Source organism: Nitrobacter sp. MLSD-S21 (assembly GCF_058809865.1).
The window spans coordinates 799,395-825,747 of the sequence record NZ_JBXASZ010000001.1 but is presented as its reverse complement, the minus strand read 5'-3'; the positions used below and the strand labels follow the sequence as shown (position 1 = coordinate 825,747).

Genomic DNA, 26,353 nt, shown 5'->3' with positions numbered 1-26,353 from the left:
CGGCATAGGTGGCTTATCGTCACGTCGTGTGGCCACCCTGATATCTAACGCGTTCCCTCAGAGCGGAAGATGGCGATCGAAATCGTCTTGCCCCGTGAGAAATTGAAACCGTCGATGCGCGTTGCAACATTATAGCGCAAGCCGATCGCCTCGGCGCGCTGCGCGAAGGCTCTTTCGGAACGGGATTCGACAAGCGCGAACCGGCAGCTTCCATAGCTGAGAAAATCGGCGGCCCCGGAGCCGTCGGTCAGCAGCGTCGACGTCCCCGTCATGAACACCAGACTTGGCTCATGGTAGCCAGCCGCCGCCGCTTTCGGTCCAACACATTCGACATTTCGCAGCGCGCGCGCGACTTCGGGACTCGGGAATAATGGTGTCAGCGCAGCGACTATGATTCCGTAGACGGAAGCGCTCAGGAACAGCGCCGCCAAAATCGCATTCAGCAGGGAGCGTTCCGCGTTATAGTCATCGTAGAGCCACCAGGCGAACAGCCCGGAAATCAAAGCCGCCGCGGCGAACGGCCACGCCAGGAAGACCGGCTGACGCGTTAAGGTAATGGTTGCGACGATTGCGAGCACGAGGGTCATCGCAGGGATGGCAAACCACCACGCCGTGCCCTTCGTCAGCCATGATCGGGACAGGACGTGGCGCTCCAGTGCCCAAACCGACAGGATCGCGACCGCGGGATACAGCGGCAGCACATAGTGCGGCAGCTTCGTCAAAACGAGTTCAAACACGATCCATGACGGAACCAGCCACGCAAGCAGAAACCGTACCTCCGGCTCTCGCCGCGTGCGCCAGACCGCGGGCGCCGCCAGCCCTGCGAGCGGTGCGCCGGGCCAGAAGGTAATCCAGAACAGCAGGAAGTATATGCCTGGCGGTGCGCCATGTGATTCTTGAGCCGCGAATTTGCTCAGCATGTCGCCGCCGATCGACTGCGTAAAAAACGTGTCGCCTGCGCGAAGAAAAATCGCAACAAACCACGGCATGACGAGGACAAGCATCCACATCAGCCCCCAGACTGACCGTAGCCGCCAAAGCCATGACGCAGAGCGATCGAGTATAGCGAGGGTCCCGATCGTCAATCCCACGAACATCAGGATCAACGGACCTTTGAGCAGGATTCCCCCGGCGAGCGCGGTCCAGAAGATCGCCGGATGTATCCAGGACGGATGCTCGGGGTTCTCGCGCCGCTGAGATGACAGATAGATTCGCGCAAGCGCACCCATCGCTGCAACGATTGTCAGCAACAGCATGGCATCAGTCTTAGCGAGCCGCGCTTCCACTCCGAGCAGGACCGAACTGCACATGATCAGTCCAGCCAAAACAGCGCCCCGTCGCGTTATGAAAGCGAGCGCTGCCCAATAGGTCAGAAGCACCGCGCCAATCGCGCCGATCAGGGAGGGCACTCGATAGAGCCAGATGCGGATCTGCGCGCGCGGCAGGCCGAGAGATGACGCCGTCTCGACGGCTGCTGCCTGCAGCCAGTAAATGCCGACCGGCTTCTTGTAACGCACCTCGTCCTGAAAGCGGATGTCGACGAAATCGCCGGTCTCCACCATCTGTTTGGTCGCTTGGGCGAAACGGGCCTCGTCGCGATCGATTGGTGGGATGTTGAAGAAACCAGGCAGAAAGAACAGCAGGCCAACAATCGCCAGAAATAATACCGATCTGCCCTGACTGGCGGCGACAGAGTCGAGCACGTTCGCCAGACCCCGTCCCCTACCCACCGGGTTCTTCGGCTCGCGCGGTTGTCCAAATTGGGGATGGGGAAGGGTCTTGGCCATGGGATTTCCGCATACGCTGAACCCGAGGCAGGGACAACCGCTGAGCCGGCTGCTACTGAATTCTGACCGTAACTGTGTCCGCGGTGCCAGCCGCGTCCATCACGGTCAGCCGGACGAAGCCCGGCCCAGGAGGGTCGATCATCCGCTGGCGACGGCCGTCGATCGCTCCGACCGCTTTCCCGTTGACCAGCATGGTCATCGGCAGGCTGCCGCCGGTCACTTTCACCGGCAGCGGAGACAGCGTTCCCTGCCCTGCCCCGGCATCGATCCGCGAGCCGTTCAACGGAAACTGGATATGGAGCCGGCGCTCATTGTTGTCCGTCCGGATGAGTTCATCAGCAGAACGAAACCGGCGCAATGGAAGTGGAAGCTTTGCATTATTGGCGATGGTCAGAGTTCCGTGCGGAGCCTTGGGGAGCGGGGCAAGCAAGCTGCCGGTGCGAGCGAATGCATCGAACAGAATGGGCGCGGCCGCGACACGTCCGATAAGACCGGGAACCGGGGCGCCGTCAGGGCGTCCGACCCAAACGCCGATCGTCATGCGGCCGTCGAAGCCGACGGACCAAGCATCGCGATAGCCGTAACTCGTGCCGGTCTTGAAAGCGATCCGGTTCCGAACCGCGTTTTCCGGTGGGGGTGTTCCCAGCAGGACATTGCCCACCTGCCAGGCAGCAACGGGATCCAGCAGTCGCAAAGGCTCGCGGACACCAGAGTCGCGGCGCTCGAACTCGCGCAAAGGCATTACATTACCCAGCCGGGGAATGCCGGAATAGACTTGCACCAAGTCATGGAGCGTGACGCCGACGCCGCCCAGTCCCATCGCCAGACCCGGAGCTTCGTCCTTGGGAAGCACCAGACTGGCGCCCGCCTGTTTTAGTCGCGACGACAGGCGGCTGGCGCCGACACGATCGAGCAGCTCGATTGCCGGAACGTTGAGCGATAATTGCAGAGCCCGGCGCACCGGAACGGTGCCCTGAAACGTCATATCGAAGTTTTCCGGCGCGTAGCTGCCAAATCGGACCGGATGATCGTCGATCAGGCTATCCGGATGAACAACCCCGTCTTCGAACGCTAGTCCATAGATAAATGGCTTCAGGGTCGATCCCGGCGAGCGCACCGCCCGTGTCATGTCCACCTGCCCGGCAAGCCGCTCGTCGAAATAGTCCGCAGAGCCGACATGGGCCATCACATCGCCGGTGGCGTTGTCCACTGCGACGATGCCGACCGAAATTTCCGGCCCGAGTGCAGCCGCGCGGTCGTGCGCCAGTGCTTCGAGCTGCCGCTGTAATCCGGACTCTAGCGTCAGCCTGATGAGGTTCGAATTCTTGTTCGTGGCCATCGCCTGATCCGCCGAATGCGGCGCCAGCATTGGAAACGGCTGGCGCATCCGCATGACAGGCACCGCCATCGCCCGCTTGGCATCGTCCGCATCGATGCGGGCATCCTCAACCATACGCACGAGCACGCGGTCGCGGGCCGCACGCGCTGCGGCAGGATGTCTGTCGAGGCGTCGCCGTTCCGGCGATTGGGGCAAGGCCACCAGCAGAGCCGACTCCGCCAGCGACAGCCGCTTCGGCTCCTTGCCGAAATAAGCAAGGGATGCCGCGCGAATACCTTCGAGATTGCCTCCGAACGGCGCGAGCGTCAGATACAGGTCGAGTATTTGGCTTTTGGGGAGTTCGTACTCGAGTTGGAACGCACGGACCATCTGATGCAGCTTGGCGTATATCGAGCGCCGCTGGCGAGGCTCGATCAGCCTGGCAAGCTGCATGGTGATGGTCGACCCGCCCGAAACGATGTGGCCACGGGTCAAGAGTTGCAGCGCCGCGCGGCCAAGCGCGAGCGGGTCGACGCCAATGTGCGAATAGAACCGCTGATCTTCATAACCTAGCAGTAGGTTGAGATATCCGGGATCAACATCGGTGCTGGCATCGACCGGCAATCGCCACCGGCCGTCGGCCATTGCGAACGCGCGCAGCAATTTGCCGTTGCGGTCGAGCACCGTCGTCGAAACCTCGCGCGCGTTCGCCAGCGGCAGAGGTCCCAACGAGATGATCCAGCTCGCGACAGCGCCGGTGGTTACCATAGCGACGATGGCGAGGGCTGACGCCGCCAGCTTCACCCGCCGCCAGCGACGCGACTGTACCGCCGTTGCAGGGGTGTCGGGCGCGGTCATTTCGCGGAACGTACCTCCACACGGCTAGTGCCGGTGCGGCCGTAGCGCGATGGATTGTACATGTCTTCCACGTACGCTTGCGGCAGAACGTATTTGCCCGGTGATACAGCGCGCACGACATAGGCCACGGTGAACACCGCCTTGTCATTAGCAGCGCGATCGACGGCTGCGGTGAACCGATCGTCGCGGAATTCAGTGCTGACCGGTTCCTTGCCGTCCTCGATCCAGTCGAGCGTACCGGTGTCGCCGGACGAAACCAGATGAGGATTGTCGATTTCGAATCCTGCCGGAAGATAGTCGGCCACCATGATGTGGCCGTATTCCGGCTTGGCTTCGGTGATCCTGAGAACGACGGCGAACCGTTCGTTCTGCGTGGCCTGCGCCGGATCCGCGGGCGTTCCGTCGAGATTGAAATAGTTGCGCTCAATCACGAAGCCATTCGAAGCAGCCGGTTCGGGAGTGGCGGGCGCGCCGGCCACGGAAATCACCGCCTGCACCGGCGCCTCGCCCGTGTTGGTGATCTTGATCGGCTTGTCGGCCACCTCGGCTGCCTTGTAGCTGCGATAAAGCGCGGCATTAACGGGCGCGCCACCGACATCGAGCGACATTGATTCTTTCGCAAGCGCCCGCGCTGCCAGGACCAGCCACGCGTTCTCTTGTGTTGAGGTTGAGGGCGTCAACCCCCGCGCTGCCTCCACCCGCTGCACCGCTTGCGTGACCGTGGCTCGCGGCGCATTGCCCTCACTTGCGAGCGATACCAGCGCGGCAGCATCGCGCAGCGCCGAGCCGTAGTCCGGCCGGCCGAATTCGATAGCCGGTCTGGGCGCCAGACTTTGTATCGCTGCGGCATAAACGCGTTCCGCCCGCGCCCGGTCACCGACCAGCGCAAGCGCCGCGGCGAGTTGCGCCTTGGCGATGGGTGTCGCCAGATTGGTCAATTTGGTATCGGCGAGATAACGCAAATCCCCGATCGGGGCAGCACCGTTTCTGGCAAGAACGTAAAGTCCGTAAGCCAGGTCGCGACCGCCATCCTTCTCCGGCTCGGCTGCATTCACAACCGAGTTGCGGATGCGGTCGAGCGCGCTTTTGAACGGGACGTCAGGGACGGAGAACCCCTTCTCCCGAGCGCGGGTCATGAAGTCCATGACGTAAGCGTCGAGCCAGGAATCCTCGCCGCCGGACGACCATAAGCCGAACGAACCATTGGAGCCTTGCCGGGCCAGCAGGCGCTCGATCGAACTCTTGATGCGATCGTCGACACTGGTATCCATCGCGAGGTGTGCGTTGGCGACGAGATCGTTGACATAGAGCAGCGGCATCGCCCGGCTTGCGATCTGCTCGGAGCAGCCGAAGGGATAGCGATCGAGCGCCTTCAGGACACTCGCCGCATCCAGCGCCGACGACAGCCCGACGGACACCGATACTCCTCCCGTCCCCGCCACGAGGTCGGAGAACATGTCCGAAGTCAGCGTCAGGCTCTCGCCTTTTGCCAGCGTTCGGACAGAGCGGCGCGCCAGGATCTGGGTCGCCGGCTTGACCTCGAGATCATAGTGCCGCGCGACCGTCAGGCCGTTCGGCCCCTTGATATCGATGTCGAATTGGGCAGCGCCGGAAGAGCCGCCGGCACCAAGCGTCAGCGCCATCGATCTGCGCTGCTTGGCCGCGAGCTTGATCGTGGTCTTGGCGTTGCCCGCCATCTTCACGGGCCCCGAGGTCTTGACGTTGATAACGTAGTCGCCGGGCGGACCTTCGACATTGTCGAGGTCGAAAGTCAGGGTGCCCTGATCGCCGGTCAGCAGAAAGCGCGGCAGCGTCGCCGTCAACACCACCGGATCACGCACCGTGACATCGACCGTCGCACGGCCGAGTTTGGTTGCACTCCAGGCGACCGCCATCACTCGCGCAGTGCCGGCGAATTCCGGAATGTCAAAGCTGACCTCAGCCGTGCCGTCTGCTGCTACCGTGACGATGCCGGAATAGAGCGCGAGCGGCTTCTGCGTCGGCGGGCTGCCCTGCAACTCCGCTCCGGCCGAATCGCCGCCGGTCCTGAGTTGGCCGCGTGTCCCCTGCATGCCGTCGATCAGTTGTCCGTAAAGGTCTCGGATTTCAGACGTCATACGACGCTGACCGAGATAGTAGTCGTCGGGCGCGGGAGGCTTGTAGTTAGTGAGATTGAGGATACCGACGTCAACCGCAGCAACGACGATCTTGGCGTCTTCGCCGGGGCTTAGGCCACCGATCTTCACAGGCAGCCTTAGCGTCGTCGACGGCCGCGCCAATGTCGGCGGCGAGAGATTGACCGAAAGGGTGCGCGGGGTCCTGTCGATGCCGAACCATTTGATGCCGATCGCTCGTCCGGGCATCCGCTGTGCGGCGACGTCGAGTGGCCGCCGAAGCGTTGCCACCACATAGGCCCCGGTGCCCCAGTCCTTGCCGATCGGAATTTTGACCTGCGACGTACCTTCCTTGACGTCGGCGATTTGGGTGGTCAACAGCCGGTCGCCGAGAACATTGATCGTCAGTTTGCCGGCGGTCCGGGCATTGACCGAAACGACCATGGTGTCGCCGGACTGGTGATCTGGCTTGTCGATCGAGGTTTCCAGTAGGTCAGGCGTGTCGGCGCTGCCGTCGGAATACCAGCCGACGTCAAATTGAATGGATGTCAGCGGACCATCGGGATCGGACGATTTAACGTCGAGCCGGTAGCGTCCCGACTGTGGAGAGAGTTCGATCCGCGCAGGCTTGTCGGCGGCAATCGTCAGATCTCCGTCGGCCACCCGTCTGGTCGACTTCACCGGCTCGTATTCCCAATACGAATTCTGACGATACCACTGATAGCGACTCTCCAGCTTGAGCAATTCGTAGCGGAGACCCTTGCGGGCAAGCGATGTTCCGTCTGGTGCGACAAAGACGACATCGAAGCTGGCCTTGTCTCCCTCTGCGACGTTCTTGTCGGCAAACAACGGTTTGACGCCGATCATGGCGCTGGACGGTTTCACCGGAAGCACGATTTTCCGCTCGACCGCGCGTCCGCCGGCCTCCGCCATGCGAACGAAAATCTGTGCTTCCTGCTGTCGACTCGACGAGGACGGCGTTGCGAGGCTGACCGGGAAGGTTGCGACGCCGTTTGCATCGGCTTCGGGCAGGTTCTCGATCGGCGTGCGCTCGTTACTGGTCGCCTCGTCGTCGCCGGGCACGCCGAATTGATATCCGGCATATCCTGGACGGCTTTCGGCAGGTACCACCAGCAAATCGCCTTCGATCTGCAAGCCGGATGCGGGAGCGCCATAGAGGAAACGGCCGTCGACCTTGAGTTCTACCGGGGTATCAGCCGCAATCTGTTTCGCCTTGGTTGTTAAGTCGAATTCAATCCGGTCTGGGACATAGTCTTCAACCATGAAGGTGGTTTCGCCGACTGACGGTCCTTTCGGGTCCGTAAATGCGCGAACCCGCCATGTCCCGGTCGGGACCGCTGAATTGAGCGGCAGGCTCACGCTTCGTCCGCCCGCGCCTTGATCGGCCAGGATGGCTCGGCGGAACTCGACGCCGTCGGGCCGTTCGACCACCAGCGTCAACGGTCCGCCGGTTACCGCGTTACCCTGCCCGTCCCGCACCAACGCCGTGAGATACACAGTCTCCCCGGAGCGATAGACGCCCCGCTCGGCATAAATGAAGGCATCGGCTCCCGATGGCACGGCGCGGCCCGAAACCCCGCGATCCGTCAAATCGAATGCATTCGACTTCAGGCTGAGGAATGCATAATCGGTCTTGTCGGTGCTGACTGTCAGCAGCGCAGGTGACTGCCCTCCTTCGCCTCGAGCCAACCCAGGCTCAAACAACGCGTGACCTGACTCATCCGTCTTGCGGGTCGCAAGGATTTCATTGTTGCGTGCGACCAGGCGGACTTCCGCTTTGTCCACAGCATCGGTTGTCGCCAGCGAATTGACGAATACGTGGATGCCGTCATTGCCTGAATAGGCGGTCAGGCCAAGGTCCGAGACGATGAACCACTGAGTCGCCAGCGAGCTGGACTCTTCGTCCTCCATTGATGACGGCCCCTTTGGCGCGGCCGTCATCACATAAACGCCGGGTTGGAGGTTTCCGAGCGCTTCATCGACTGGAAACGCGGTCGTCACATCGGCGTTCAGCGTGGAGGCCGTCGCAACCTCGCCCGACCAGACTTTGATCCCGCGTTCGTTGCCGAGATTAAACAACTGATAGCCGCTGAGCGTCTTCTGAAAATCGCTGTCGACAACGGCATTGATGAGATTGCGGTCGCCGATCCGGAACACCTTCACGGTCACGGTCTGGGTGTTGACGCTGACCAGCGGGATGCCGCGCTGGCCAACGCGCGGCAGCACGTAGGCCCGTCCTGTGAAGCGGACGAAGGGCTTACGGTCGCGCACATAGACGTTGAATTCAGCGGATTTCGGCAGACCCTCCTTCACGGTCGATGGCAGCCCGGAGCGCAGATGGATGTTGTATCGCTCACCGTGCTTGAGGCCCTCGACACAGAGCTGTCTGTCTTCCGAGGACAGCGCCGGCTGGTCGACCCCGGCCAGCGTCACGAACGGTGAAAAGTCGGTCCTCTTGGCAAGATCCTCAGAGAACTGGAAGCAGACTCGAGGCGATGCCGAGTCCGAATCCACGGTGTAATCGAGCAGCCGAAAGCCGTGGTCGTCTCGCATTTTTTCGTACTGCGCGCGAACATCGGCGACCTCGCGCAGATCAAGCGAAAGCCGCAACGTGTCGAGGGCTGGCCGCCACAGCTTTCGATCCGAAAATGCGCGTCCGAGGACCGCTAATGCATCAGCCTCGACAGCAGAATCGTTCGCTCGCTGGTAGGCGAGATAGGCGGCGGTGGATGCTCGTTCGAGCAGAAAGGTTTGTTCTTGACTTGTGGTGGGTCTGATCTGGAAGATTGTCCGTGCCAGGCGCAGCCAGTTGCCGCTGTCGGCTGGTACGACCGTTGCGATCTGGCCGAGTATCTGAAGACCGCTGCGAAAATCGGCTCGTTTGAAGGCCGCGTCGGCATCGGCGCGCAAAGTCGGGGCCGATTTGGTGATAGTGCCTGCTTCGCTCTTGATCTGAGCCTCGAGCTTGATTGCCGCGTCGGCAAGATCATCCCGCTTGAAGGCTTTATCTGCCGCCAGGGCAGCTGATCCAAGCCCGATGAGTAAGGTCGCACAGAGGGCTACGGCGCGAACCATCCTGGTCATAAAAAGCTCCTGCGCGCGTAAATGTCGCTGGGGTGGCCCCGGGTCAGAGTTCTGCGCTGTGCGGCATCGAAATCGAATTTGACACTTGCAATCCATGGGCCGCGAGTCCGAAACACGATCACGGCCAAAACTCCACTAACAGGTTATACTTGCTGTTGGTCGTTCGTTTTTAACTTCGCGACACCGGCCTGAACGGGATGCGAATGTCAGAATCAAACCGCCCGTGCCAGAAAATGCACCAAAATGTAGCAGATTCATTGCTTTATCCCGTGTCGCTACAGTATAAGTCCAGCGCAAAGGAATTCCGATTCATCGTCCTCGGACTGCCCGTACGAGGCGTCTGTACGCACTCGAGACGAACGGATCGCACGTGTTTGTCGCCCGCCCGATCGAAATGGTTCGGATCGGACTTGGCGCGAAGGCGGTTTTTTCATATTGCGGTGAGATGAAGCTTTTGGGAGATGAAGCTTTAAACGGTCCCGTAGCTCAACTGGATAGAGTAGCGGATTTCTACTCCGCGGGTTGCAGGTTCGAATCCTGCCGGGATCGCCAAAAACCGGCGCAGTAAACACCAGGTTATTTTCACTCGCTAAAACGGAATGTCGTCGTCCATGTCGCTGCGGTGGCTACCGGCGGCCGCGGCGCGGCGCGGCGCTCCGCCTGACGGACTTCCGGACCCGAAGTCGCCGCCGGAATCGTCAGATCCGAAGTTGCCGCCACCGCCGCTGTTGCGGCCATCGAGCATTGTCAGAGTCGAATTGAAATTCTGTAGCACCACTTCGGTGGAGTATTTTTCGACACCGCTTTGGTCGGTCCATTTTCGGGTCTGCAACTGACCCTCGATGTAGACCTTGGAGCCTTTCTTCAAATACTGCTCAACAACCTTGCAGAGGCCTTCGTTGAAAATCACGACGCGATGCCACTCTGTTTTTTCCTTGCGCTCGCCGCTGGTCCTGTCGCGCCAGGTTTCAGAGGTTGCAATCCGCAGATTGGCGATCGGCCGTCCGTCCTGGGTCCGCTTGATTTCCGGGTCGGCTCCGAGATTGCCAATCAGAATAACTTTGTTCACGCTACCCGCCATCGCCGTTCTCCATGTCCCCAATTCCCGATTGCTAGCTCAAAACCGGTGCTAACCCAAACGGATGTTGCCGCTTCAAAATCGAGCCGTGACGGCGTTCAAGCAGCCTACACTCCCCTCGCCGCGCCGAGAGGCTCATCGCCGGGTTATCCACGGATCGAGTATGGTATAATGTTCTTTATTTGTTCTCAAGAATAAGCCCAAAAGTCCGCGCAGACCTCTCGCCGAGATACTCCGCCCGCGGGGACAACCAATTTGACCTAGAGTGTTGCATTTGAGAGACGGCAATTTGCCGCGCCTGAGGGTATAACTGATTCACAAGTTTCGGGGTAACTAGCAGCGCTCGCGCTTTAGTTGTTGAAATTAAAGCAAAAATCCGGGGATTGAAATGAACAAGTTTCTGATTGGGGCCGTCGGTGCTCTCGCTATTGGCCTTGGTGCCGCGCCCGCCACTGCGGCCGACCTTGCCCCGCGTCCATATACGAAGGCCCCTCCGATGGTGGCCGCGATTTACGATTGGAGCGGCTTCTACATCGGCGCGAACGGTGGCTGGGGATCGAGCCGCAATTGCTGGGACTTCACGACGCCCGCAGGGGTTGTCGTGGCGCGTGAAGGTTGCCATGACGCAACCGGCGGCACGGCCGGTGGTCAGATCGGCTATCGCTGGCAGAGCAGCAATTGGGTGTTCGGGCTGGAAGCTCAGGGTAACTGGGCCGATATAAGTGGTCGCCGTGCCAGCCTCGCCTTCCCTGCCTTCACCAACGACAGCCATCTGGGTGCGTTCGGCCTGTTCACTGGCCAGGTCGGGTATGCTTGGGATGCCACGTTGCTTTACGTGAAGGGCGGCGCCGCCGTGACCTCTAACCGATACCGGAGCCTTGGCACCCTGACTGGCGTTCAGGTGACCAACAACGTCAATAATACCGACTGGGGCGCTACGGTCGGCGTCGGCCTCGAATATGGATTTGCGCCAAACTGGTCGCTCGGATTCGAGTACGATCACATCTTTATGGGTAGCAACAGATATACCTTCATCAACAATGGTGTTGCAGGGGCCGCCGGTACGCTGTTTGGAACCGACAATATCGGCCAGGACGTGGATCTCGTCACGGCGCGCATCAATTACCGCTGGGGTGGCCCAGCCATTGCACGGTACTGATCGCGTCTGATCCGACGTTCTTGGAAAACTTGAAAGGCCGGCTTTTTGCCGGCCTTTTTGTTTGAGCCACGGGTCGCAGGCAACCCCGCCAACGGGCAGCCTACTGATACGCCGTGCTGCTCCTCCCGATGAAATCGGGGATGATCGCTGACGCCCTCTGGAAATCGCCCGCTGTTCTATCTACGTTCCACAGACTGCTACAGATGGCGCCACTCCGGGGATTGCCCGGCGGGGCGCGCCCAAACGCGGTGCGGCTTCTGCATCCGGAAAAGCCTGTCATGGACGAAGTCATCAAGGCGAAGCGGCAACAATTGAGTCCCGCGAGTCGCGCCATCACGATTCGCGGCGCTCGCGAACACAACCTCAAGAATGTCGATCTGGAAATCCCACGCGACAGGCTCGTGGTGTTCACCGGCCTCTCCGGCTCTGGCAAGTCCTCGCTGGCGTTCGACACCATCTATGCCGAGGGTCAGCGCCGCTATGTCGAGTCCCTGTCGGCTTACGCGCGTCAGTTTCTGGAGATGATGCAGAAGCCCGACGTCGATCAGATCGACGGGCTGTCGCCGGCGATCTCCATCGAGCAGAAAACGACTTCGAAGAATCCACGCTCGACCGTGGGGACCGTGACTGAGATCTACGATTACATGCGGCTATTGTGGGCGCGCGTCGGCGTGCCCTATTCGCCTGCAACCGGCCTGCCGATCGAAAGCCAGACGGTGTCGCAGATGGTCGACCGGGTATTGGCGCTACCCGATGGCACGCGGCTCTATCTGCTGGCGCCGGTCGTTCGCGGCCGAAAGGGCGAGTATCGAAAAGAACTGGCAGAGTATCTCAAAAAGGGTTTTCAGCGCGTCAAGATCGACGGAGCTTTTTACGAACTTGCCGATGCTCCCACTCTGGATAAAAAGTTTCCGCACGATATCGACGTGGTAGTCGACCGCATCGTTGTAAGGCCGGACCTGGGCCAGCGGCTGGCTGAGTCATTCGAGACTGCCTTGAAGCTCGCAGAGGGGCTGGCGGTGATCGAATATGCGGACGCGCCTCCTTCACCTCTCGCCGGAGAGGGCGAAAAGAAGAAAATCGCGAAGATCCACGACAAGAGCGGTCCTGAACGCATCCTGTTCTCGGAAAAGTTCGCGTGCCCCGTGTCCGGCTTCACACTCCCTGAGATCGAGCCGCGGCTGTTCTCGTTCAATAATCCCTACGGCGCCTGCCCGAAATGCGGTGGTCTCGGTATCGAGCAGCACGTCGATGAAGATCTCGTCATCCCGAACAGGGAATTGACGCTGCGCAAAGGCGCGATCGCACCGTGGGCAAAATCGTCGTCACCATACTACTTGCAGACCCTCACCGCGCTTGGCAAATTTTACAAATTCGCTCTGGATACCAAATGGAAGGACTTGCCGAAGAAGACGCAGGCCGCGCTTTTGCATGGCTCGGGCGACAGTGAGATCAAGTTCTCCTATGAAGACGGCGTGCGCTCCTACGAAACCAGGAAGCCATTCGAAGGCATTATCCCCAACATCGATCGTCGTTATCGCGAAACCGAAAGCGAATGGGCGCGCGAGGAGCTTGGAAAATATTTCTCCGACGTGCCGTGCGATTCCTGCAAGGGCTATCGGCTCAAGCAGGAGGCACTGTGCGTCAAGATCGGGGGCAAGCACATCGGCGAGATCAGCGAACTGTCTGTTCGTCTTGCCGGCGAATGGTTCGAGACCGTTCCGACAGTGCTCTCGGTGCAGCAGAACGAAATTGCCGGCTGCATACTCAAGGAGATCCGCGAGCGACTGTCGTTTCTGCTCGACGTTGGCCTTAATTATCTTACGCTGTCACGCGCTTCCGGCACGCTGTCAGGCGGCGAGAGCCAGCGCATTCGGCTTGCTTCGCAGATCGGTTCAGGCCTGACCGGCGTACTGTATGTGCTGGACGAGCCTTCCATCGGCTTGCACCAGCGCGACAATGCCCGCCTGCTTGAAACTCTGAAGCGGCTTCGCAATCTTGGCAACACGGTGATCGTCGTAGAGCACGATGAGGATGCCATCCGCCTCGCCGACCATGTGCTCGATATCGGACCCGGCGCCGGCGTTCATGGCGGCCATATCGTCGCGCAGGGCACGCCGGCCGATATCATGCGCAACCCGAAGTCGCTGACCGGCAAGTATCTCACCGGCGAACTGGCGGTCGAGGTGCCGGATCGGCGGCCGCCCAACCATCGCCGCACCATCAAGGTGGTCAATGCGCGCGGCAACAACCTCAAGAACGTCACCGCGGAAGTTCCGCTCGGTCTGTTCACTTGCATCACGGGTGTTTCCGGTGGCGGGAAGTCGACACTGCTGATCGACACGCTTTACAAGGCGATCGCGCGGAAGCTGAACAATGCGAGCGATCCCCCCGCGCCCCACGACCGCATCGAGGGTCTGGAGCACATCGACAAGATCATCGACATCGACCAGTCGCCAATCGGGCGTACACCGCGCTCGAATCCTGCGACCTACACCGGCGCCTTTACGCCGATCCGTGAGTGGTTCGCCGGCCTGCCGGAAGCCAAGGCTCGCGGTTATGCGCCAGGCCGCTTCTCCTTCAACGTCAAAGGTGGGCGCTGCGAGGCCTGCCAGGGCGATGGAGTCATCAAGATCGAGATGCACTTCCTCCCCGATGTTTACGTCACCTGCGACACCTGCAAGGGCAAGCGCTACAATCGCGAGACGCTCGAGGTGGTATTCAAAGGCAAGTCGATTTCCGACGTGCTCGACATGACGGTCGAGGAAGCGGCCGAATTTTTCAAGGCGGTACCGCGCGTTCGCGAAACCTTCAAGACGCTGCATCGCGTCGGCCTCGACTACATTCATGTGGGGCAACAGGCCACCACGTTGTCTGGCGGCGAGGCGCAGCGCGTCAAACTCGCGAAGGAACTGTCGAAACGCGCGACCGGCCGCACACTCTACATTCTGGACGAGCCGACAACTGGTCTGCACTTCCATGACGTAAAGAAGCTTCTTGAAGTGCTGCACGAGCTGGTCGCGCAGGGCAATACAGTTGTGGTGATCGAACACAATCTTGAAGTCATCAAGACCGCGGATTGGGTGATCGACCTTGGCCCCGATGGTGGGGACGGTGGCGGTGAGATCGTTGCCTGGGGACCACCGGAAGACATTGCGAAAGCGCCGCGCAGTCATACCGGAAATTTTTTGAAGCCGGTGCTGAAGAAGGCAGGAAAGCCGAAGCGACATAACGCGAGCGAAGCGGCTGAATGACGCACGAGACGCAAACTTGTGAACGATAAATTCATCTATAAGGATTTGTTCTTATGCATATGATCTGAAACGATATTTTTCAGTCAGTTTTTGTTGTGATGGATGCCTGTTCCGGTGATGGAACATTTCCGAAAGCCCCGTTGCGGAACTCGCCACCTATCGCCACGTTTTGTTCGTGAGCGAAAGCCTAAATTCGAATCCGACATGGAGTTGTGAAGATGTTTAGTTTCAAACCAGTACTGGTGGCGGCCGTCCTGGCGGTTGCAGCACCGCTGGCCATTGCGTCGCCAAGCTATGCACAAGGATTGGGAACAAAGGCTCAAGGATTCGCCGGTGGCGGCGGACACATTGGTATGGGCGGAGGTGGCCGACACATGGGCGGTGGCGGCTGGCGTGGCGGGCATCACATGGGCATGGGTGGAGGCTGGCGCGGCGGCGGTATTGGCTGGGCCGGCCGCGGGTGGCGTGGAGGTTGGGGTGGCGGGTTTTATCCCGGCTTTATTGGTGGCGGCTTGCTGGGCGGCCCGTGGGGTTGGGGTGGAGGTTGGGGTTGGGGCGGTGGTTGGGGATCGCCTTATTACTCGTACTCTTCCCCCTACTACGGCTCCCCATATTACGGCGATGACGATTATTACGATGATGGTCCCACCGCGGTCCAAAGCAACGGCTCTGGCAGGGATGCCTCCTACTGCCAGCAACGGTTCAAATCATACGATGTGCGTTCCGGAACCTATTTGGGCCACGACGGCAAACGCCATCGCTGTCCGTAACTAGCTTGCCCCCTTCATGGGCCCCGTCAGGAGCGGTGCCAAAAGCACCGCTCCTTTTTCTTTTATCTTCTTCGCTTTGCCGTTCCCGGCACACCTTAGCTATTTATCCGCTGAACGGTTGGTCGCGCGTAGCGAGTCGCGTCTCTGAAGCAACCCCTCGCGTGCAATAAATAGCTGTCTTGTGAACAGCGGGCGAAATTCGTCGGTGGGACGACATCAGAGACTTTTTCCGTTTCGGAATCCGTGAACACTCACCGATACTTGAAGTCATCCAAGGCGCGATTCGACCCTTGGTTTTCCCTTCTTTCCACCATATTTAGTATTTGATTCAAGAATCTGCACTAGTCCTTGACGTGCGCAAGGGAGTCGTCCTAGCTTAGATTTCGGTTGGCGCGAGTATGTTTCGGGTTCCGCCGGTCGCTCCTGAAAGGTTCCAGAATGGGCACTTCGTCCGCCGGTTTGGGCAGCGGAGCGCGGACGTGTCTGCGCTGAGCCGAGGTGTCAGGAACACCAAAAACCAGATCGAAACTGGCGCAAATGGGGATGTGAGGCGTTGAGTCCGAGATAGCCACGGGCCGCAGGTCCTCTGGTCGGAATCGGACTTCCAAACAGGGCCGGAACCACTGGCCGAACTGCGGGCGCAAGAGTCCGCGAATGGAAACCGCCAACGCCGCCGAAGCGGTGACGGACAGTTACGGGGCACGAAACAATGCGATTCGAACGGCGCTATACCAGGGACGGTCAATCACCCTATGCCGGGATCGATTTCCGGCTGACCACGAGCGAGATCCGTAATCCGGATGGCTCCGTGGTGTTTCGCCTCGAGAATGTGGAGGTGCCGGAACCGTGGTCGCAGGTCGCTTCCGATGTGCTGGCGCAGAAATATTTCAGGAAAGCCGGCGTCGCGGCGCGCCTCAAGAAGGTCGAGGAGGAAACGGTCCCTTCATGGCTGTGGCGTTCGGTCCCTGATACCGACGCGCTCGGCGCCCTCCCCGAGAACGAACGCATCGTCGGTGAAACCTCGGCCAAGCAGGTGTTCGATCGGCTCAGTGGATGCTGGACCTATTGGGGCTGGAAGGGCGGTTACTTCACCTCTGAAGAGGACGCGCGGGCTTTCAACGACGAACTGCGCTACATGCTGGCGCGCCAGATGGTGGCGCCGAACTCGCCGCAGTGGTTCAACACCGGCCTGCACTGGGCGTATGGCATCGACGGCCCCGGCCAGGGCCACTACTACGTCGACTTCAAGACCGGCAAGCTGACCAAGTCGAAGTCGTCATACGAGCACCCGCAGCCGCATGCCTGCTTCATCCAGGGCATCGAGGATGACCTCGTCAACGAAGGCGGCATTATGGACCTGTGGGTGCGCGAGGCGCGCCTGTTCAAATACGGCTCCGGCACCGGCTCCAACTTCTCGCGCCTGCGCGGCGAAGGCGAACGTCTCTCGGGCGGCGGCCGTTCCAGCGGCCTGATGAGTTTCCTCAAGATCGGCGACCGCGCCGCGGGCGCCATCAAGAGCGGCGGCACCACGCGCCGCGCCGCCAAGATGGTGGTGGTCGACGCCGATCATCCGGACATCGAGCAGTATATCGATTGGAAGGTGAAAGAGGAGCAGAAGGTCGCCGCTCTCGTCACCGGCTCCAGGATCAACCAGAAGCACCTCAAGGCGGTGATGCGCGCCTGCGTCAACTGCGAGGGCTCGGGTGACGATTGCTTTGTGCCGGAGAAGAACCCGGCGCTGCGCCGTGAGATCAAGCTCGCCCGCCGTGCGTTGGTCCCTGACAATTACATCAAGCGCGTCATTCAGTTCGCGCGACAAGGCTACAAGGAGATCGACTTCCCGGTCTTTGACACCGACTGGGATTCGGAGGCTTATCTCACCGTCTCCGGCCAGAATTCCAACAACTCGGTGTCGCTGAAGGACAACTTCCTGCGCGCGGTCGAGACCGACGGCGACTGGAATCTGATCGGCCGCACCACCGGAAAAGTGACGAAGACGCTGAAGGCGCGCGACCTCTGGGAGAAGATCGGCTTCGCCGCATGGGCCTCGGCCGATCCCGGCCTGCACTTCAACACCACGATGAACGACTGGCACACCTGCAAGGCATCCGGCGATATCCGTGCATCGAATCCGTGCTCGGAATACATGTTTCTCGACGATACCGCCTGCAACCTCGCCTCCGCCAACCTGATGACGTTCCACGACACCGCCTCGAAGCAGTTCGATGTCGATGCCTATGAGCACACCGTTCGTCTCTGGACCGTCGTGCTGGAAATCTCGGTGCTGATGGCGCAGTTCCCGTCCAAGGCGATCGCGGAGCTGTCTTACGAATTCCGCACGCTGGGTCTCGGCTTCGCCAACATCGGCGGCCTCCTGATGACCATGGGCCTGTCCTATGACTCGAAGGAAGGCCGCGCACTGTGCGGCGCGCTGACCGCGATCATGACCGGTATCGCCTACAAGACCTCCGCCGAGATGGCCGGCGAGCTCGGCGTCTTTCCCGGCCACAAGAAGAACGCTGGCCACATGCTGCGCGTGATCCGCAATCACCGCCGCGCCGCGCACGGTCAATCCAACGGCTATGAAGCGCTCGCGGTGAATCCGGTGCCGCTCGACCATGCCTCCTGCCCGCAAGCGGACCTGATCGCCCACGCGACCAGGGCGTGGGACGATGCGCTCGCGCTCGGCGAGCAGCACGGCTACCGCAACGCGCAGGTCACCGTGGTGGCGCCGACCGGCACGATCGGTCTGGTCATGGACTGCGATACCACCGGCATTGAGCCCGACTTCGCGCTGGTGAAATTCAAGAAGCTTGCCGGCGGCGGCTACTGGAAGATCATCAATCGCGCGGTGCCGGAGGCGCTGCGCGCGCTCGGCTATCGCGAGAGCGAGATCGCCGAGATCGAGGCCTATGCGGTTGGTCACGGCTCGCTGTCCAACGCGCCGGGTATCAACGTCTCCACCCTGAAGGCCAAGGGTTTCACCGACGAGGCCATTGCCAAGGTGGAGAAGGCGCTGCCGACCGCGTTCGACATCAAGTTCGCCTTTAATAAATGGACGTTTGGCGAAGACTTCATCCGTGACACGCTCGGCGTTGATACCGACGCCCTCGCCTCGCCGACCTTCGACCTGCTCACGGCGATCGGTTTCAGCAGGCGCGAAATTGAAGCCGCCAACGTGCACATCTGCGGCGCGATGACGGTGGAAGGCGCGCCGCACCTCAGGGCCGAACACTATCCGGTGTTCGACTGCGCCAACCCCTGCGGCAAGATCGGCAAGCGCTATCTCTCGGTCGAAAGCCACATCCGCATGATGGCGGCCTCGCAACCGTTCATCTCGGGCGCGATCTCGAAAACCATCAACATGCCGAACGACGCCACGGTAGAGGACTGCAAGTCGGCCTACCTGCTGTCGTGGAAGCTCGCGCTGAAGGCCAATGCGCTCTATCGCGACGGATCGAAACTGTCCCAGCCGCTCAACTCGCAGCTCATCGCCGATGATGACGGTGACGACGACGCGATCGAGGCGCTGATGGACAAGCCGATGGCCGCGCGCGCCACGCAGGTGGCGGAGAAGGTCGTCGAGAAATTGGTGGAGCGCATCGTCGTACTGCGCGAGCGCGAGAAGATGCCGGACCGCCGCAAGGGCTACACCCAGAAGGCTGTCGTCGGCGGGCATAAGGTCTATTTGCGCACCGGCGAATATGACGACGGCCGCCTGGGCGAAATCTTCATCGACATGCACAAGGAAGGCGCGGCGCTACGCTCCTTCATCAATAACTTCGCCATCGCGGTTTCGCTCGGCCTGCAATACGGCGTTCCGCTGGAGGAATATGTCGACGCCTTCACTTTCACTCGCTTCGAGCCGGCGGGACCAGTGCAGGGCAACGACTCGATCAAGTACGCGACCTCGATCCTCGACTACGTGTTCCGCGAACTCGCGGTCAGCTACATGAGCCGCTACGACCTCGCCCACGTCGATCCGTCGGAGACCGGCTTTGACGCACTCGGCAAGGGTGTGGCCGAAGGCAAGACGCCGGAAGGCCAGCATGCCACCCGCTACGTGTCGAAGGGCCTGACCCGCTCGCGGACCGATAATCTTGTCGTCATGCGCGGCGGTTCACCCTCCTCCCTCGCGGGAGAGAGTCGGAGCGGAGGGGCCAACGTCACCGCCCTCTCCTCCTCGCGCGTGGGCGACACGCTCGAAGGTGCAACCGCGCTGAAGCAGGAGACCGAGCACGACCTCTCGCCGACCGAGCGGCTGGAACAGCAGCAAAGAAGCAAGGCCGCCGCCGCGCATGCAACCGCACCGACCAAGGCCGAGCGCCGCGCCGAAGCGAAAGCAAGAGGCTATGAGGGTGAGATGTGCTCGGAGTGCGGCAACTTCACCTTGGTGCGCAACGGCACCTGCATGAAGTGCGATACGTGCGGAAGCACGACGGGGTGTTCGTGAACGAAGGGCATCGGTTGTCGTCGGCGGTGATGCGGACGATAAAAAAATAAGGGTCGCTAGTGAGAGCGGCCCTCCATCATAGGTCGATTGAAGATGGGGATAAGTGGGCTGCGATAAGGCCGAATCCGTCGATATATTCTAAGAATGGGTAGAATTGATTCGTTCGCTCGAAATACCAATGCCGAGGTAAACCTCGGCATTGGTATCCGTGAAGCACTGTTGAGGTACTTACGGGGGCATCGAGAAAGCAGAAGCTTCCTCTCAGTAGCAAGAGCAGTTAAGCGATTCTGCAGTCCGGCGTCCAGCGGAGCCTCAACGTTTTCCAACGCCCAATGGGCAGAAAACGAGACAAATGGCTAAATACGACAGGAACTCAGGCAAAGCTTGGACGGCCGGCGAGGTAAAACAACTCCGCCAAGAAGCAAAAGGTAATACGCCAACGCGCGTGATCGGGCTGCACCTCGGTCGCACGGAGACCGCTGTGCGAGCGAAAGCTTCGGAGAACGGGATTTCACTCAAACCAACGAACCAATCCCCGTATAACCGCAAATAGTATTGGGGACGGCTGCAAGCCGTCCCTTTCAAATTTAACCTGTCACTGAAGGCAAGATGCTAATCTTAAAGGATTGACCACATGGAATCTGTTTCTGTGAAGTATGGTTCTCCCGACAATCCACTTAAGCTTGGCGATATCACCATCGAATGTTACGTACTCGAAGACGGAGAAAGAGTTCTTCTATATTCAGACATTCAGAGCGCGATGGGGTTTGCCAGTGGCGGCTCAATGGTCGCGGGGAAAAATCGACTTGAGTTGTTTGCGTCCCGCAACCGTATTGCTCAGAACATTCCGCGACATATACAACTTAAGCTCGAATCTCCGATTGAAATCAAAAAGCCAAGTGGAGCAAAAGCCTATGCTCTTCCTGCGGAGGTCCTACCCGCATTGTGCGAAGCTGTTGTGGCAGCAGCACGCATGGGAGTTCTGCAAGAGCAACAGCTCTTTATTGCTCATCAATGTGAGGTGCTGCTGAGTGGATTGTCTCGCGTTGGCATTATCGCGCTTGTTGATGAAGCGACTGGGTATCAAAGATATCGCGAAGAGCAGGCTCTTCAGAAGATTCTAGACGCATATATTTTACCGGAACACCGTCCTTGGATGAAGGCCGTGCCTGTCGAATTTTTCCAAGAGATGTTTAGGGTGTTCGGCTGGCAACATAAGGCAGGCAATCGCGGTCCAAGGTACGCAGGCAAGCTTGTCCGCAATCTAATCTATCGTCATCTACCAAAACCTGTCCTGCCCAAGCTTGATGAGATGAATCCCTCCTTGCCCAACTACCAGCGCAAATACCGGCATCACCAACTTCTAACTGAAGGATTTGGCTTAGAGCACTTTCGTTCTCAAATGAGCGGAGTCATGGCACTCTTACGCGCGTCCAACAATCGTAACGAATTTAATCGACTTTATTTGCGAGCCTACGGCGGCCAACTCGATCTTGATCTCGGCGATGGCTAGCCAGCATCAGGCGGAGTAGCGCAACGTAGTCCGCCGCACTTCTTCCTCGATGGCGTGATGGCGGGTTACGCCTCCGGCTGACTCGCCCTGCGGTTGGACAACTGCCCTTGGGCAAACCCATTCCAAGCTTGATTGGCTCACGTCCAACCATGGCAAAGGCGCGTCGGTGCGCAGACAACCTCACAAGCCCAGCAGCCTCATCAAATGCCGAGCTGTTTGATAACCACCAACCCGGCGAAGAAAGCAACCAGCAGGACTGCGCCGCCTATCACGTAGATGTTCTTGCGGCGTTTGCTCATATTCGGCGCCCCGTTGTATTCTCGCGTCGAGCTGCGCCATTCCCGAAAATCATTCATTGTTCGTACCTTTGTTGTCTCGGCCCGTAAGCCCCGTGCATCGTCAGCGCCTAGAGTCTGTTTCAACTGCGTTGAATCAGACTCGTCGCTTATCCTTTTGTTTGAGCATGATCTTTTCCGAAAACCGGTTTCCACTTTTCGGGATCATGCTCTAGCGCACACTCACCCGCAGGTCCACACCGGTCCGATCGGCGTCTGCGTCCAGCACGGGCCGATGCTGCCGCCGTTGTAGCGGCCGCGATAGAATCCGGGCCGGCCGAAATAATACGGTGTGCCATACCAGTAATAGTGCGGCGTCGGCCCGATATACCAATGACGCTGCTCACGGCGCGCATTGCGTAGCACCGATGCCTCCTGCTTGAACAGCGGAGCCGCGTTGTTCAGCGGCTGATGATACCCCGGCAGAAAGCCGTAGGTGTGCGGGGGATGCGGGTGTTTTCCATGTCGGTGCGCCGCCTCCGCGGAAACCCACGGCAGCGGCAGAAGGAGGATGACAATCGATAAACACAGGAGGCGCGACATGAGCCGATCATAAGCATTCGGCGGCGGCGTAACCATTCAAATCCTCGAACGCCGCGCCGTTGTGTCCTCACCTGCCCGCGTGCTCAAGCGCGCTGCCCTTGCGGGCTGCGATGCGACCGGTCTTGTTGCTTTTGATTTTATATTGCGGATCGTCTTCGGATGCGCGGCGGGTGTGGCCCTTGTCATCCTCTCCCCACAGCCTGAACCCGCCCTCGAACGCATCGGCATTATCGCCACGGCGCGATTTCGGCGGCAGCTTGTCGAGATGCGCGACATTGCCGCCGCCGATCAGCACCTCGTCCGGTTCGAGCGCGGCCGTGAGTTGCATCACGATATCGGTGACGTGCTTGCGCCATTTCTTGTTGCCGCGGCGTTGCCGTCCGGCCTCACCCGCGTAGTCCTCGTAGGTCTTTCCTTTGCGATATGGCAGGTGGCCCAATTCCATCGGCTCCAGTTCGCCATCTACAATCATCGCCGAGCCAAGCCCGGTGCCGAGCCCCAGAAACAGCATCCGCCCGCCGCGATATCCGCCGAGCGCCTGCATCAGCGCGTCGTTGACGACCTTGGCCGGTTTGCCGAACGCCTTTTGAAAGTCGAAGCCCTTCCACCCCTCGCCGAGATTGAAGGGCTCGCGCAGCGGGCGATTGCCGCAGATCGGGCCGGGATAGCCGATCGAAATGACGTCGTAGGACCAATCCTTCGTCAGCGCCTTGACCTTGCGCACCATCTGCTTTGCCGTGAGATCGGGGCCAGATTCGAATTCGCGTTTGATGCGGTCCTTGCTGGTCATCATTTTGACGTGGGACCCCCCGATGTCGATCGCGAGAATGGCTCGGTTCATCTGGCTGGAGCGTGCTGATTTCATTGTTCGTCCTCAAAACACCTGATGCACGCCAGCGTTCCTTCCAGGATGCCGATCAAATGCGACAGAGCTTTCCAGTTGCGTCCACCGCTTGCGGCCGTTCGCATTCAGGCCTAACTAGCTGCGGTATCCTGCCTTTTTTCCTTAGCATACTCGCTCTTCCGGAGTGCCTCTTGATGACCGACGCCCCCTACACGCCGCCCAAAGTCTGGACCTTTGACAAGGAGAATGGCGGCAGATTCGCGTCCGTCAACCGTCCGACCGCAGGCGCGACTCACGAAAAGGTGCTGCCCGTCGGCAAACACCCCTTTCAACTTTATTCGCGAGGAACGCCGAACGGCCAGAAGGTCACGATCATGTTCGAGGAGCTGCTCGCGCGCGGGCATCCAGGCGCGGAGTATGACGCGTGGCTGATCCAGATCGACGGCGAGCAGTTCGGCTCGGGCTTTGTCGAGGTCAATCCGAATTCGAAGATACCGGCCCTGATTGACCGCTCGAGACCCGAGCCGCTCCGCGTGTTCGAGTCCGGCGCGATCCTCCTGCATCTTGCGGAAAAGTTCCGCGATTTCATTCCGAGGGCAACGGCGGCGCGCGCGGAATGCCTGTCCTGGCTATTCTGGCAGATGGGCAGCGCGCCCTATCTCGGCGGCGGCTTCGGGCATTTCTACAACTATGCGCCGGAGAAAATCGAATACGCCATCAATCGCTTCGCGATGGAAACGAAGCGGCAAATGGACGTGCTGGACCGGCGGCTCAAGGACAATGAATATCTTGCCGGTACTGAATATACCATCGCCGACATCGCGGTGTGGCCATGGTATGGCGGCCTGGCCGAGGGCAGGCTCTACGGCGACAGTGCCACCTTCCTCGACGTCCAAAGCTACAAGAACGTGCAACGCTGGACCGCGCAGATCGCCGCTCGGCCTGCGGTGAAGCGCGGCCGCATCGTCAACCGCACATCCGGTGATCCCGCAAGCCAGCTTCACGAGCGTCACGACGCCTCCGACTTCACCACCCGGACGCAGGACAAGCTCGTGAAGCAGGGTTGACGCCCTGCCCTCCTCATCTACAGCCAATCCGAGCTGGAGGCTCCTTCAATGCATGGAAAGGTCATCGTCATCACTGGATGCTCCGGCGCACTTGGCAAGGTCGTCGCGGACGCCGCCATCGCGCGCGGCTCCAAGGTGGCCGGCATCGACCGCGCTGCTGTAAACGGCGGTGCTACCGCTGACCGGATCGAGTTCGACGGCGTCGATCTGACCGACCCAGAACAAGCCTTGCGGGCCGTGGATGCGGCGGCTGCGCATTTCGGCCGGCTAGATGCCCTCGTCAATATCGCCGGTGCATTCGCGTTCGAAACTATCGCGGACGGCGACTCCAAAACATGGCAGCACCTCTACGCGATCAACGTGACGACCGCGCTGAACACCTCGCGGGCCGCGATCCCGCATCTGGTTGCATCCGGCGCCGGACGTATCGTCAACATCGGCGCGACCGGAGCATTACAGGCCGGCGCTGGCATGGGCGCCTATGCTGCGTCGAAAGCGGCCGTGCATCGGCTGACCGAAGCGCTTGCCTCCGAGTTGAAAGGCAAGGTGACCGTCAATGCCGTCCTGCCCTCGACGATCGACACGCCAGCCAACCGCAGGGACATGCCCAAAGCGGATTTCGCGACGTGGGTGACGGCGCAGGAACTAGCGAATGTCATTCTGTTTCTGGCAAGCGATGCGGCAAGCGGAGTCACCGGCGCGCTACTACCGGTGCGTGGACGCGTCTGAACGCGACCTTCTCCTCTTGCAAACGGTCTAACCGGGTTTTTAGTAACCTACGGTTCTTCGACTCTTGCATTTCTCTTGTGGCGTGTAATTATGGCAGTTATGCTATCTATGGTAGCGACGATAAGAAGTTCCCAGCCCTAGGGTTTTCTACAGGGATCAGCAGATGCCTGGCCGCAGCAGCTATTCCTACGAGGATTTGCTGGCTTGCGGCCGTGGCGAGATGTTCGGTTTTGGCGAACCCAAACTGCCATTACCGCCGATGCTGATGTTCGATCGCATCACGGAAATCACGGAAGGCGGCGGAAAATACAGGCGCGGACTGGTGCGCGCTGAGCTCGATATCAAACCGGACCTCTGGTTCTTCCAATGCCACTTTCAGAACGATCCGGTGATGCCCGGCTGTCTTGGTCTCGATGGGCTTTGGCAGATGGTGGGATTTTATCTGGTCTGGCTTGGCCGCGACCGGAATGTGAAAGCTCGTGCCCTCGGTCTCGGCGATTTGAAATTTGCAGGTCAGATTCTGCCGCATGCGCGCAGGCTTTCCTACACGGTGGACATCAAACGGGTGAGGCGTTCGAGGCTGGTGATGGCAATTGCCGACGGCACGGTAAGCGTTGACGGCGATATGATCTATTGTGCCAAAGATCTTCGGCTCGGCCTGTTCAAAAGCCTTCCAGGGTCGCCGACTTAGCCGACCGACTGATAAGATCCGGGCCGTTGAGTCGGCCTGAGCGTGCAACGTGGAAACCTCGCTTTATCTTCCGGTCAAACGTCATCTTGAAAGCCTTGGCTTCACTGTTAAGGGCGAAGTCGGCGGCTGCGATCTGGTTGCGCTCAGCGGCGATGATCCGCCGATCGTCGTGATCGGCGAGCTGAAACTGAGTTTCAATCTGGAACTCATTCTTCAAGGCGTCGAGCGCGCAGGCGCATGCGATGAGGTCTGGCTTGCCGCCAGGCTGTCGATGAACGGCAAGGGACGCGAGAGCGACGCGCGCTATCGGAACCTGTGCCGGCGGCTAGGGTTCGGAATGCTCGGGGTGACACACCAAGGGAGCGTTGAAGTGCTGGTGGCGCCCTCCGCTGTCAGTCCGCGCCGCAATCCCAAGAAGCGCTCTCGGCTGGTCATAGAGCACCAACGCCGCAAGGGCGATCCAGTTGCCGGCGGCAGCACGCGGACGCCGATCATGACAGCGTATCGCCAGCAGGCACTGGTTTGCGCAGCCGCAATGGCTACCGGTCCATGCCGCGTGCGGGATCTCAGAGTGGAAGCTCCGGATGCCGGAAAAATCCTCCTTCACAATGTCTATGGATGGTTCGACCGCATTGAGCGTGGAATTTATGCCTTGACCGACGCCGGCAGAACCGCGCTGAAGCGATGGCCTCAGGGGCCATCCGAAGTAGTACCGATCGCCGAATAACCCCCGGG

16 protein-coding genes and 1 tRNA gene are annotated in these 26,353 nt (G+C 60.1%); 10 read left to right on the top strand and 7 right to left on the bottom strand.

Annotation, left to right across the window (positions count from 1 at the left end; translation table 11 throughout):
• Positions 1 to 44: 44 nt before the first annotated feature.
• From AC1RT6_RS04095 to AC1RT6_RS04085, 3 genes are read right to left on the bottom strand one after another with little or no spacing between them, the layout of a single operon-like run.
• Complete coding sequence (locus AC1RT6_RS04095) at positions 45 to 1,787, bottom strand: ArnT family glycosyltransferase (protein WP_079446572.1); 1,743 nt, start codon at positions 1,785 to 1,787, stop codon at positions 45 to 47.
• Positions 1,788 to 1,839: 52 nt separating this feature from the next.
• Complete coding sequence (gene pbpC, locus AC1RT6_RS04090) at positions 1,840 to 3,963, bottom strand: penicillin-binding protein 1C (protein ID WP_079446573.1); 2,124 nt, start codon at positions 3,961 to 3,963, stop codon at positions 1,840 to 1,842.
• On the bottom strand, positions 3,960 to 9,182 hold the full coding sequence (locus AC1RT6_RS04085; protein WP_493029123.1) for an alpha-2-macroglobulin family protein: 5,223 nt from the start codon (positions 9,180 to 9,182) through the stop codon (positions 3,960 to 3,962). The genes pbpC and AC1RT6_RS04085 overlap by 4 nt, the downstream gene beginning before the upstream one ends.
• A gap of 475 nt (positions 9,183 to 9,657) precedes the next feature.
• Between AC1RT6_RS04085 and AC1RT6_RS04080 the strand changes: the two genes are divergently transcribed.
• Positions 9,658 to 9,734: transfer RNA gene (locus AC1RT6_RS04080), tRNA-Arg, on the top strand.
• A 37-nt stretch (positions 9,735 to 9,771) separates the two neighbouring features.
• Here AC1RT6_RS04080 and AC1RT6_RS04075 read toward each other — a convergent pair.
• Positions 9,772 to 10,263, bottom strand: a complete 492-nt coding sequence (locus tag AC1RT6_RS04075) for a single-stranded DNA-binding protein (protein WP_309774632.1) — start codon at positions 10,261 to 10,263, stop codon at positions 9,772 to 9,774.
• A 385-nt stretch (positions 10,264 to 10,648) separates the two neighbouring features.
• Between AC1RT6_RS04075 and AC1RT6_RS04070 the strand changes: the two genes are divergently transcribed.
• From AC1RT6_RS04070 to AC1RT6_RS04050, 5 genes are all read left to right on the top strand, one after another.
• Positions 10,649 to 11,419, top strand: a complete 771-nt coding sequence (locus tag AC1RT6_RS04070) for an outer membrane protein (protein ID WP_079446576.1) — start codon at positions 10,649 to 10,651, stop codon at positions 11,417 to 11,419.
• A gap of 278 nt (positions 11,420 to 11,697) precedes the next feature.
• On the top strand, positions 11,698 to 14,673 hold the full coding sequence (gene uvrA / locus AC1RT6_RS04065; protein WP_079446580.1) for an excinuclease ABC subunit UvrA: 2,976 nt from the start codon (positions 11,698 to 11,700) through the stop codon (positions 14,671 to 14,673).
• Between the two features lie 218 nt (positions 14,674 to 14,891).
• Complete coding sequence (locus tag AC1RT6_RS04060) at positions 14,892 to 15,443, top strand: BA14K family protein (RefSeq protein ID WP_472789720.1); 552 nt, start codon at positions 14,892 to 14,894, stop codon at positions 15,441 to 15,443.
• A gap of 709 nt (positions 15,444 to 16,152) precedes the next feature.
• Positions 16,153 to 19,896 carry a vitamin B12-dependent ribonucleotide reductase gene (locus AC1RT6_RS04055; RefSeq protein ID WP_493029121.1) on the top strand — a complete coding sequence of 1,248 codons (3,744 nt, stop codon included), beginning with the start codon at positions 16,153 to 16,155 and terminating at the stop codon, positions 19,894 to 19,896.
• Positions 19,897 to 20,530: 634 nt separating this feature from the next.
• Positions 20,531 to 21,409: a P63C domain-containing protein gene (locus tag AC1RT6_RS04050; protein WP_079446583.1), complete on the top strand. Its 879-nt coding sequence runs from the start codon at positions 20,531 to 20,533 to the stop codon at positions 21,407 to 21,409.
• A gap of 200 nt (positions 21,410 to 21,609) precedes the next feature.
• On the opposite strand, the gene AC1RT6_RS04045 is transcribed toward AC1RT6_RS04050, so the two are convergent.
• The 3 genes from AC1RT6_RS04045 to AC1RT6_RS04035 all read right to left on the bottom strand — a co-directional run bounded on the left by AC1RT6_RS04045 (position 21,610) and on the right by AC1RT6_RS04035 (position 23,152).
• Positions 21,610 to 21,765 (bottom strand): hypothetical protein, encoded by a 156-nt coding sequence (locus AC1RT6_RS04045; RefSeq protein ID WP_158081515.1) that lies wholly within the window; start codon positions 21,763 to 21,765, stop codon positions 21,610 to 21,612.
• Between the two features lie 162 nt (positions 21,766 to 21,927).
• A complete protein-coding gene (locus AC1RT6_RS04040) occupies positions 21,928 to 22,287 on the bottom strand; it encodes a hypothetical protein (protein ID WP_079446609.1) in 360 nt (119 codons plus the stop codon).
• 67 nt (positions 22,288 to 22,354) lie between these two features.
• Positions 22,355 to 23,152, bottom strand: coding sequence for an HVA1 family protein (locus AC1RT6_RS04035; RefSeq protein ID WP_079446584.1), 798 nt, complete (start codon positions 23,150 to 23,152; stop codon positions 22,355 to 22,357).
• 173 nt (positions 23,153 to 23,325) lie between these two features.
• On the opposite strand from AC1RT6_RS04035, the gene yghU reads away from it, so the two are divergent.
• The 4 genes from yghU (at position 23,326) to AC1RT6_RS04015 (ending at position 26,345) form a co-directional block, all read left to right on the top strand.
• On the top strand, positions 23,326 to 24,198 hold the full coding sequence (gene yghU / locus AC1RT6_RS04030; protein ID WP_079446585.1) for a glutathione-dependent disulfide-bond oxidoreductase: 873 nt from the start codon (positions 23,326 to 23,328) through the stop codon (positions 24,196 to 24,198).
• A 48-nt stretch (positions 24,199 to 24,246) separates the two neighbouring features.
• Complete coding sequence (fabG, locus tag AC1RT6_RS04025; protein ID WP_079446586.1) at positions 24,247 to 24,927, top strand: 3-oxoacyl-ACP reductase FabG; 681 nt, start codon at positions 24,247 to 24,249, stop codon at positions 24,925 to 24,927.
• A gap of 163 nt (positions 24,928 to 25,090) precedes the next feature.
• Positions 25,091 to 25,618, top strand: a complete 528-nt coding sequence (gene fabA / locus AC1RT6_RS04020; RefSeq protein ID WP_472789724.1) for a bifunctional 3-hydroxydecanoyl-ACP dehydratase/trans-2-decenoyl-ACP isomerase — start codon at positions 25,091 to 25,093, stop codon at positions 25,616 to 25,618.
• 49 nt (positions 25,619 to 25,667) lie between these two features.
• Positions 25,668 to 26,345 (top strand): DUF2161 domain-containing phosphodiesterase, encoded by a 678-nt coding sequence (locus AC1RT6_RS04015; RefSeq protein WP_079446588.1) that lies wholly within the window; start codon positions 25,668 to 25,670, stop codon positions 26,343 to 26,345.
• The last annotated feature ends 8 nt before the right edge of the window (positions 26,346 to 26,353 follow it).

Coding starts and splice junctions, on each gene's coding strand:
- AC1RT6_RS04095 (WP_079446572.1), bottom strand. CDS start 1,787: ATGGCCAAGACCCTTCCCCATCCCCAATTTGGACAACCGCGCGAGCCG.
- pbpC (WP_079446573.1), bottom strand. CDS start 3,963: ATGACCGCGCCCGACACCCCTGCAACGGCGGTACAGTCGCGTCGCTGG.
- AC1RT6_RS04085 (WP_493029123.1), bottom strand. CDS start 9,182: ATGACCAGGATGGTTCGCGCCGTAGCCCTCTGTGCGACCTTACTCATC.
- AC1RT6_RS04075 (WP_309774632.1), bottom strand. CDS start 10,263: ATGGCGGGTAGCGTGAACAAAGTTATTCTGATTGGCAATCTCGGAGCC.
- AC1RT6_RS04070 (WP_079446576.1), top strand. CDS start 10,649: ATGAACAAGTTTCTGATTGGGGCCGTCGGTGCTCTCGCTATTGGCCTT.
- uvrA (WP_079446580.1), top strand. CDS start 11,698: ATGGACGAAGTCATCAAGGCGAAGCGGCAACAATTGAGTCCCGCGAGT.
- AC1RT6_RS04060 (WP_472789720.1), top strand. CDS start 14,892: ATGTTTAGTTTCAAACCAGTACTGGTGGCGGCCGTCCTGGCGGTTGCA.
- AC1RT6_RS04055 (WP_493029121.1), top strand. CDS start 16,153: ATGCGATTCGAACGGCGCTATACCAGGGACGGTCAATCACCCTATGCC.
- AC1RT6_RS04050 (WP_079446583.1), top strand. CDS start 20,531: ATGGAATCTGTTTCTGTGAAGTATGGTTCTCCCGACAATCCACTTAAG.
- AC1RT6_RS04045 (WP_158081515.1), bottom strand. CDS start 21,765: ATGAATGATTTTCGGGAATGGCGCAGCTCGACGCGAGAATACAACGGG.
- AC1RT6_RS04040 (WP_079446609.1), bottom strand. CDS start 22,287: ATGTCGCGCCTCCTGTGTTTATCGATTGTCATCCTCCTTCTGCCGCTG.
- AC1RT6_RS04035 (WP_079446584.1), bottom strand. CDS start 23,152: ATGAAATCAGCACGCTCCAGCCAGATGAACCGAGCCATTCTCGCGATC.
- yghU (WP_079446585.1), top strand. CDS start 23,326: ATGACCGACGCCCCCTACACGCCGCCCAAAGTCTGGACCTTTGACAAG.
- fabG (WP_079446586.1), top strand. CDS start 24,247: ATGCATGGAAAGGTCATCGTCATCACTGGATGCTCCGGCGCACTTGGC.
- fabA (WP_472789724.1), top strand. CDS start 25,091: ATGCCTGGCCGCAGCAGCTATTCCTACGAGGATTTGCTGGCTTGCGGC.